Source organism: uncultured Corynebacterium sp. (genome assembly GCF_902782855.1).
Taxonomy (GTDB): Bacteria; Actinomycetota; Actinomycetes; order Mycobacteriales; family Mycobacteriaceae; genus Corynebacterium.
This window is the reverse complement of sequence record NZ_CACZOO010000079.1, coordinates 1-7,983: the sequence shown is the minus strand read 5'-3', so window position 1 is coordinate 7,983 and position 7,983 is coordinate 1. Positions and strand designations below refer to the sequence as shown.

9 protein-coding genes are annotated in these 7,983 nt (G+C 70.2%); all 9 read right to left on the bottom strand.

Annotation, left to right across the window (positions count from 1 at the left end; genetic code table 11):
- Positions 1–111: 111 nt before the first annotated feature.
- The 9 genes from QZV72_RS03530 to paaA all read right to left on the bottom strand — a co-directional run bounded on the left by QZV72_RS03530 (position 112) and on the right by paaA (position 7,840).
- Positions 112–1,026 (bottom strand): 3-hydroxyacyl-CoA dehydrogenase family protein, encoded by a 915-nt coding sequence (locus tag QZV72_RS03530; protein WP_297005351.1) that lies wholly within the window; start codon positions 1,024–1,026, stop codon positions 112–114.
- Positions 1,027–1,029: 3 nt separating this feature from the next.
- Positions 1,030–1,794, bottom strand: coding sequence for an enoyl-CoA hydratase/isomerase family protein (locus QZV72_RS03525; protein WP_297005349.1), 765 nt, complete (start codon positions 1,792–1,794; stop codon positions 1,030–1,032).
- Positions 1,795–1,824: 30 nt separating this feature from the next.
- Entirely contained in the window at positions 1,825–3,042 is a 1,218-nt protein-coding gene (locus tag QZV72_RS03520) for an acetyl-CoA C-acyltransferase (protein WP_297005347.1), read from the bottom strand.
- Positions 3,039–3,887 carry an enoyl-CoA hydratase/isomerase family protein gene (locus QZV72_RS03515; RefSeq protein ID WP_297005345.1) on the bottom strand — a complete coding sequence of 283 codons (849 nt, stop codon included), beginning with the start codon at positions 3,885–3,887 and terminating at the stop codon, positions 3,039–3,041. The genes QZV72_RS03520 and QZV72_RS03515 overlap by 4 nt, the downstream gene beginning before the upstream one ends.
- Positions 3,880–5,046, bottom strand: a complete 1,167-nt coding sequence (paaE, locus tag QZV72_RS03510) for a 1,2-phenylacetyl-CoA epoxidase subunit PaaE (protein ID WP_297005343.1) — start codon at positions 5,044–5,046, stop codon at positions 3,880–3,882. Before paaE ends, QZV72_RS03515 begins: the two co-directional genes overlap by 8 nt.
- Positions 5,047–5,048: 2 nt before the next feature.
- Positions 5,049–5,627, bottom strand: a complete 579-nt coding sequence (gene paaD, locus QZV72_RS03505; protein ID WP_297005341.1) for a 1,2-phenylacetyl-CoA epoxidase subunit PaaD — start codon at positions 5,625–5,627, stop codon at positions 5,049–5,051.
- 5 nt (positions 5,628–5,632) lie between these two features.
- Complete coding sequence (gene paaC / locus QZV72_RS03500; RefSeq protein ID WP_297005353.1) at positions 5,633–6,469, bottom strand: 1,2-phenylacetyl-CoA epoxidase subunit PaaC; 837 nt, start codon at positions 6,467–6,469, stop codon at positions 5,633–5,635.
- Positions 6,470–6,537: 68 nt separating this feature from the next.
- A complete protein-coding gene (gene paaB / locus QZV72_RS03495; protein ID WP_297005339.1) occupies positions 6,538–6,822 on the bottom strand; it encodes a 1,2-phenylacetyl-CoA epoxidase subunit PaaB in 285 nt (94 codons plus the stop codon).
- A gap of 49 nt (positions 6,823–6,871) precedes the next feature.
- Positions 6,872–7,840 carry a 1,2-phenylacetyl-CoA epoxidase subunit PaaA gene (paaA, locus tag QZV72_RS03490; RefSeq protein ID WP_297005337.1) on the bottom strand — a complete coding sequence of 323 codons (969 nt, stop codon included), beginning with the start codon at positions 7,838–7,840 and terminating at the stop codon, positions 6,872–6,874.
- Positions 7,841–7,983 lie beyond the last annotated feature (143 nt).

The following is a 7,983-nucleotide window of genomic DNA, read 5'->3' as shown; positions in this document are numbered from 1 at the left end:
GCACAGTACTGGTGGCTGCAGGGTGGGCTCAGGCAGGACGGGGACCTGGCCGGGCGGAACGGTCGGGCCGCGGAGGGTAAGCGCAGGACGCTACCCTCCGGTCACGAACCCCTACGGGTGGTCGTAGAACCCCCGGCCGGACTTACGGCCCAGCTCCCCGGCGGCGACCTTGTCACGCAGGATCTGCGGCGGCGCGAAACGCTCGCCCAACTCCTGCGCCAGATACTCGGCGATCCCCAACCGAACATCCAGCCCGACGATGTCGGTCAGCGCCAGCGGGCCGACCGGGTGCCTGTAGCCCAGCGTCATCGCGTTGTCGATGTCCTCGGCCGAGGCCACACCCTCCTCGACCATGCGCATCGCCTCCAGGGCGATCGCCACACCGAGACGGGAGGACGCGAACCCCGGCCGGTTCTTCACCACGACCGGGGTCCTGCCCAGCGCGCGGACCCACTCCGGTGCGAGCTCACGCAGCTCGTCGGAGGTGGCCCCGCCGATGACGACCTCGATGAGTGTCGACGCGGGCACCGGGTTGAAGAAGTGCAGGCCGCACAGCTTCTCCGGGTGGCCGGTGACCTCACCGACGGACGCGGCGAGATCGTCGACGGACAGCGACGAGGTGTTCGTGCCCAGCCACGCGGCGTCCCCCACGACCTCGGCGACGCTCCTCAGGGCGGCGGTCTTGATGCCCATGTCCTCGGGCACGGCCTCGATGACCAGACCACAGCCGGCGAAGTCGGCCACATCGGAGGTGACGGTGAGCCGGGCCTCGGCGTCCACCACCGCCTGTTCCGGGGAACCGGACAGCGTGCCGCGCTCGGCGGAGGTCCGCACCTGGTCGAGGACGCGGTCCCGTGCCGCGGTGGCGGCGTCCGGGTTCGCCTCCACGACGGTCACGGTGCACCCGGAGATGAGGAAGGCGTGGGCGATGCCCGCGCCCATACGTCCGCCACCGAGGACGCCGACAGTGGCAGGGAGGCTGGCAGGGAGGCTGGCAGGAAGGCTGGCAGGGAGGGAGTCAGTCATGGTCTACTTCTTCTTTCTGTCGATGAAGGCCTGCATACGGTCGAACTTCGCCTGCGACTCGAAGAGGATCGCCTGGGCGAGCTCGTCGACGTGCGGGTGGGCGTCGCGCGGCATGGCGAAGACGCGCTTGGCCACGCGCACCGCCAGCGGGTCCTGAGTGGCGATGCGTCCTGCCAGGTCCGCGGCGGCGTTGAGCAACTGGTCGGGTTCGTGCAGGGACAGGAGGACGCCGTGCCCGACGCACTCGGTCCCGGTCAGGATGCGCCCGGCCAGGAGGATCTCCTTGGCGATCTGCTCGCCGGTGATCTCCTTGAGCCGCCACAGCCCGCCGGCGGCGGCGATGATGCCGAGGTTCGTCTCCGGCTGGCCGAAGCGCACCGCGGCGGTGCCGAGCCGGAAGTCCGCGGCCAGCGCCAGTTCAGCGCCACCGCCCAACGCGAAACCGTCGACGGCGGCGATGACGGGCATGGGGAGCGCGGCAATGCGGTCGAAGATCCGGGAGTTGATGCCGCGCAGGGCGTCGTCCCGGCGGCGTTCGCGCAGCTGGGTGATGTCCGCTCCGGAGGCGAAGATGCCCCTGGTCCCGTTGCGGCCCTCGACCTCGCAGCCGGTGATGACGAGGGTGCGGGGTTCGCGTTCGAGCCGGTCACACACGGCGTGGAGGTCATCGACCATGGCCTGGTCGATGGCGTTGCGCACCTCGGGGCGGTTGAGCCGGACGAGGAGGTGCGTGTCGGCGTCCTCGACGGTCAGTGTGGTGAAGGCCATTCCTGAAGTATGGTTCAGTTCCATGCCGTGTCACACCCTCTCAATGAGAATCGCGGTGCCCTGACCCACGCCGACGCACATCGTCGCCAGGCCACGGCGGCCACCGGTGCTCTCCAACCGGTTGAGCAGGGTAGTGATGATCCGCGATCCCGAGGACCCCAGCGGGTGGCCGAGCGCGATCTCCCCGCCCCAGGCGTTGACGATCTCCTCCCGGGCATCCAGCCCCAGCTCACGCATGCAGGCCAGGGACTGGGTGGCGAAGGCCTCGTTGAGCTCGACGGCATCCAGGTCGTCGACGCCCCACCCGGCCCGCTCCAGGGCCTTGCGGGTCGCGGGCACCGGGCCCATACCCATGACCGCGGGCGCCAGGCCCACGGCGGCGTCGGTGACGATCCGGGCACGCGGGGTCAGGCAGTGCTCCTCACAAGCCTCTCCGGAGGCGATGACCAGGGCGGACGCCCCGTCGTTGAGCGAGGACGAGTTGCCTGCGGTGACCACGCCGTCCGGGCGCACCACCGGGCGGAGCTTGGCGAGCACGTCTGCGGAGGTGTCGGCGCGCGGCCCCTCGTCGGTGTCGACGACGGTCACGGATCCCCTGCGCCCCGTCACGGTCACCGGGGTGATCTCGCCGGTGAAGTGCCCGGCCCCGATCGCGGCGAGCGCGAGGGTGTGCGACCGCAGCGCGAAGGCGTCGCAGTCCCCACGGGTGACGCCCTCGACGTCGGCGACTTCCTCGGCGGTCTCCGGCATCGAGAGCGTCCGCTTGTCGACGGCCGCGTGCCGCGGGTTGGTGAAGCGCCAGCCGATGGAGGTGTCGAAGGCCTCACCGGGCTTCGCCCAGGCGGTGGCTGGCTTGGCCTGGACCCACGGGGCACGGGTCATGGACTCGACACCACCGGCGACGACGATGTCGGCCACACCGGCGGCGATCTTGTGCCGGGCGTCCGCCACCGAGGACATGCCGGAGGCGCACAGCCGGTTCAGTGTCATGCCGGGCACGTGCTCCGGGCCGCCGGCGAGCAGCCAGGACATGCGGGCGACGTTGCGGTTCTCCTCACCGGCGCCGTTGGCGTTGCCGAGGATCACCTCGTCGACGGTGCCCGCGTCCACCCCCGACTTCTCCAGCACATCGGCGATGACGGCGGCGGCGAGGTCATCGGGACGGACCGACGCCAGGGCACCGCCGTAGCGTCCGACGGGGGTGCGTCGGGCCTCGACGATGTAGGCGGCGCGGGGATCGAGGGTCATGAAGAAACCTTTCCGGTGAACACGGGACGCCGCTTCTCCTGGAAGCTGCGGAACCCTTCGGCGTAGTCGGGGGTGTGGGACAGGCGGATCTGGGCGGCGGACTCGCGGGCCAGCGCTTCGCGGGGGCCGAGGTTCTCCTCGGCGATGGCGTCGAGGAGCCGCTTCGACTCGAGGAAGGCCTGCGTCGGGCCGGATGCCGCTGTCCGCGCGGCGGTCCGGGTGAGATCCAGCAGTTCTTCGGCGGGGACCGCCCGGGAGAACAGTCCCTCGGCCACGGCCTGGGAACCGCGGATGAGCTCACCGGTGTACACGAGGTCGAGGGTGCGGTGCCGGCCCAGTCGGGCGAGGAGGAACGCGTGGCCGCCGGAGTCCAGCGTGGCGCCGAGGGCAGCGAAGGGGGAGCCGATCTTCGCGTCCTCCGCGAGGTAGACCACGTCACAGGCAATCGCCAGACCCAGGCCGACCCCCAGGCAAGCGCCCTGGACGGCGGCGAACGTCGGGACCGGGATGTCGGCGAGTTCGGCGAGGGTGTGGCCGAGGAGGTCGAGGTAGCCGGCGGCGACGTCGTTGTCCGGGTCGGTGCCGGAGACGTCGTGTCCGGCGCAGAAGCCGCGTCCCTCACCGCGCAGCAGCAGGGCGCGGATCTCCCCGTCAGCGGCGCGGGACGCCACCTCGGCGACCGCGGCGCGCAGGGCGGCGAGATCGTCGGCGTCGAGGGAGTTCAGCTTGTGCGGGGCGTCGAGGACGATCTCGGCGAGGCCGCCGTCGACGGTGAGGGCGACGGTGAGGGCGACGGTGGCCGTCGCGGCAGAGGAGGCAGGAGAGGCGGGGGAGACGTCAGGCATCGAAGTCCACCGCCACGTCGTCGCTGGTGGGCCGGGACTGGCAGGTGAGGATGTAGCCGGCGTCGACCTCGTCCTTCTCCAGCGCGTAGTTCTCGTCCATGTCGCAGGTGCCGGAGACGAGCTTGGCGCGGCAGGTGCCGCACACCCCACCGGCGCAGGCGAAAGGCACGTCGGGTCGGGTCCGCAGGGCGGCGTTGAGGACCGTCTCCCGTGCGGAGACCGGGGACTCGACCGTGGAGGAGGAGCCGTCGAGGGTGAAGGAGATGCTGTAGACCGGTTCGTCGGCCTTCACCTCGACCGCGCGTCCCTGCTGGCCGTCCGGGGAGGTCGGGGCGCCGGTGCTGAACAGTTCGAAGCGCACCCGCTCCTCGTCGACGTGGCGGGCCTTCAGCCCGTCGCGGGCGAGCTGCACCAGGTCGAAGGGACCGCAGAGGAACCACTCCTCGACGTCACCGGCGCGCAGCATGCGGTCGAGCATGAGCGAGAGCTTCTCGTCGTCGATGCGTCCGGAGTGCAGTGGACTGGTGCGGTTCTCCCGGCTCAGGACGTGGTGGACGGTGAAGCGGTCCGGGTAGCGGTCCTTGAGGTCGCCGATCTCCTCGGCGAACATGACCTCCACGGTGGAGCGGTTTGCGTACACCAGCTCGAAGGTCGCGTCCGGGGAGGACGCCAGCACCGTCGTCGCGATCGCCATGATCGGGGTAATGCCGGAACCGGCGGCGAAGGCGATGAGCCGGGCGCGCGGGTTGTGCTCCAGCTGCTCGGCGACGATGGCCTGCGGGTCGTTCATCGCGGTCGTGCGCACCTTGGAGGTGAACGCTCCCTGCGGGTTCATGACGTCGATGACGTCCCCGGCCTTGAGCTCCTCATTGGCCCAGGTGGAGAACACTCCACCGAGGGTCTTCTTGATGCCGACCCGGATCACGCCGTTCTCCCGTGCGGAGGCGGGCGGGCTGCAGATCGAGTAGGAGCGGCGCACCTCGACACCGTCGATGGTGGCGCGCAGGGCGACATACTGGCCGGGGATGTAGTCGTAGTCCTCGGCGAGGTCCGCGGGCACGGCGAAGCTGACCTCCACGCTGGAGTCGGTGAGCGGCCGGACGGCGGAGACGGTGAGCGGGTTGAACCGGGCGCGGGTTCGGGGGACTGTGGTCGTCATGGTCAGTGCACCTTGAAGTAGTCGAAGGGTTCGTGGCAGTCGTTGCAGACGTGGAGGGCCTTGCAGGAGGTGGAGCTGAAGCGGGTCATCTCGCGGGTGTCCGCCGAGTGGCAGTGCGGGCAGCGGGGCCGGTCCGGGCCGGGGATCCCCGGCAGACCGGGGAGACCACCGGGGACTCCGAGCGTGAGCGGCACCGGGCCGTCGGTGCTGCGCCGGGTCGGCGGGGCGATGCCGTACTCCTCGAGCTTCCGCTTGCCGTCCTCGGTCATCCAGTCGGTGGTCCAGGCCGGTGAGAGGGTGGTCTCGACCCGCACCGTGCCGGCGCCGGTGGCGCGCAGCGCGGCGGTGACGTCGGCGGTGATCTGGCCCATCGCGGGGCAGCCGGAGTAGGTCGGGGTGATCGTCACGGTGACGCAGGGCGGGCCGGCTGTGCCGTCTGCGCCTTCCGGGCCCCCGGCTCCCTCGGTGACTGTGACGTCACGCAGGATCCCCAGGTCCGCGATGGTGAGCACCGGGATCTCCGGGTCGGTGACGGTCGCCGCGGCGGCCCAGGCGGCCTCGCGGGTGATGGCGGGGGACATGAGGGTCACCAGGTCGCGCCGGGGTGGCGGCGGGCCAGGGACTGCAGCTCGGTGAGGATGAACCCGCGGTACTCGCTGAACGCGCCCTCGCGGGGTGCGTCGAAGAAGGCGGCGCTCTTCACGTCGGGGATCTCCAGTCCGGCGGCCCGGAGGGCGGTGGTGAGTCGGCCGTCCACGACCGTCTTCATGTCCGCCATGTCGGCCCCGGAGACGGTGGAGCCGGGCACGGCCTGCTCCGCGGCGAGGGCCTCGGCGGTGTCGGCGAAGAGCTCGTCCTTGTACGGCCACATGACATCCAGGGCGTCCTGCATGCGGGCATGGGACTCGTCGGTGCCCAGGCCCAGGCGCAGCAGCCACTGGGTGGCGTGGTCGACATGGTAGGCGACCTCCTTGACCGCCTTGTCGGCAATCGCGGCGAGCACCGGGTCGGTGGACGCGGACAGCCGCTTGTAGAGCTCGGCGGTGTAGAAACTGAAGATGAGCTGGCGGGCGATGGCCTGCCCGAAGTCCTGGCCGGGCTGTTCGACGAGCCGGGCGGAGCGGAAGTCCTCCTCGGCACGGAAGTAGGCGAGGTCATCCTCGGTCCTGCCCCACGCGGTGCCCGCGTAGGTGTAGAAGAAACGGGCGTGGCCCAGGATGTCGAGGGCGATGTTGCCCAGGGCGATGTCCTCCTCCATCTCGGGTGCGCGGGAGATCCACCACCCGAGGCGCTGGGAGAGGATGAGGGAGTCGTCGGCGAGTTGCAGGGCGTAGGCGGCGGTCTCCGGGAATGCCGGGGACCGGTCACCGCCCGCGACGGCGTCCGCGATCTGTTCGGCGGTGATCGCGTCACCGACGGACATGTGCGTGGCGGAGTCCGTGGAGACGGAGGCGGTGACAGGGGTGGACGCGGCGGTGGCCGGAGTGGCGCTCACAGGTGCTTCACCCCCTCGGACCTGGTGTAGTACGTGGCGTGGCGGTAGTTCTTGCCGGAGGAGGACTGGAAGTACCCGCCCTTGGAATCCGGGTCGGACGCGGTGATCACCGTCGAAGGGACGACCCACACCGAGGTTCCTTCGTTGCGCCGGGTGTAGAGGTCACGGGCGTTGCGCAGGGCCATGGTCTCGTCCGGGGCGTGCAGGGAGCCGGCGTGGACGTGGGACAGTCCGCGGTTGGAGCGGACGAAGACTTCCCACTGGGGCCAGTTGGTCGACATGTGCTTCTCTTCTCTGTTGTGGGTCGGTGCTGTGTCAGTTCAGGGCAGGTCAGGCACTGATGAGGGCGGTGTCGCGGGACCCGTACCTGGCTGCGTAGGCGGCGGCGGCCTGGCGGACCCAGGCGCCGTCGGCGTGGGCGGTGCGGCGTCGTTCCATGCGCTGGGCGTTGCAGGGGCCGTGGCCCTTGATGACGGCCGTGAACTCGGACCAGTCGAGCTCGCCGTAGTCGTAGTGGCCGCGTTCCTCGTTCCACTTCAGGTCGGGGTCGTCGAAGGTGAGACCGAGGGCCTCGACCTGGGGGACGATGGAGTCCACGAAACGTTGGCGGAGTTCGTCGTTGGAGAACCGCTTGATGTTCCAGGCCATGGACTGGGCGGAGTGCGGGGACTCGTCGTCGGGGGGTCCGAACATCTGCAGGGCCGGGCCGTAGAAGCGGTTGATCGATTCCTGGGCCATCTGCTTCTGGGCCTCGGTGCCGTTGGCCAGGGAGTGCAGGATCTCCCAGCCCTGCCGCTGGTGGAAAGACTCCTCTTTGCACACCCGCACCATGGCGCGCCCGTAGGGGGCGTAGGAGCAGCGGCACAGCGGGACCTGGTTGGCGATGGCGGCACCGTCGACGAGCCAGCCGATCGCGCCGATGTCGGCCCAGGTGCGGGCCGGGTAGTTGAAGATGGAGGAGTACTTCGCGGTGCCGTCGAGGAGCTGGCCGACGAGGGTGTCGCGGTCGGTGCCGAGGGTCTCGGCGGCGGAGTAGAGGTAGAGGCCGTGACCGGCCTCGTCCTGGACCTTGGCCATGAGGATGGCCTTGCGTCTGAGACTGGGGGCCCGGGAGATCCAGTTCGCTTCGGGTTGCATGCCGATGATCTCGGAGTGCGCGTGTTGGGCGATCTGGCGGGTCAGCGTCCTCCGGTACTGCTCGGGCATCCAGTCGCGGGGCTCGATGCGCGAGTCGTCGGCGATGAGGGTGTCGAAGTGCTCGGTCTCTGGGGTGGTCTGTGGTGATCGTGCAGTTGTCACGGAAACCTCCGGGGCGTGGGGCGGGGTCGGAAGTCATACCGACCGATCGTTCGGTCAGTTTAGGGGGCGAACAACCGGAGTGTCAATCCGGTGGGGAGACCCGGCTCACAGTCACGACGCCGCCGCTCCTGTGGGCTCCACCG

Excerpts from the sequence above, each read along its gene's own strand:
- QZV72_RS03525 (WP_297005349.1), bottom strand. The coding sequence starts at position 1,794 with ATGGCCTTCACCACACTGACCGTCGAGGACGCCGACACGCACCTCCTC.
- QZV72_RS03515 (WP_297005345.1), bottom strand. The coding sequence starts at position 3,887 with ATGCCTGACGTCTCCCCCGCCTCTCCTGCCTCCTCTGCCGCGACGGCC.
- paaE (WP_297005343.1), bottom strand. The coding sequence starts at position 5,046 with ATGACGACCACAGTCCCCCGAACCCGCGCCCGGTTCAACCCGCTCACC.
- QZV72_RS03530 (WP_297005351.1), bottom strand. The coding sequence starts at position 1,026 with ATGACTGACTCCCTCCCTGCCAGCCTTCCTGCCAGCCTCCCTGCCAGC.
- paaD (WP_297005341.1), bottom strand. The coding sequence starts at position 5,627 with ATGTCCCCCGCCATCACCCGCGAGGCCGCCTGGGCCGCCGCGGCGACC.
- paaB (WP_297005339.1), bottom strand. The coding sequence starts at position 6,822 with ATGTCGACCAACTGGCCCCAGTGGGAAGTCTTCGTCCGCTCCAACCGC.
- paaC (WP_297005353.1), bottom strand. The coding sequence starts at position 6,469 with ATGTCCGTCGGTGACGCGATCACCGCCGAACAGATCGCGGACGCCGTC.
- QZV72_RS03520 (WP_297005347.1), bottom strand. The coding sequence starts at position 3,042 with ATGACCCTCGATCCCCGCGCCGCCTACATCGTCGAGGCCCGACGCACC.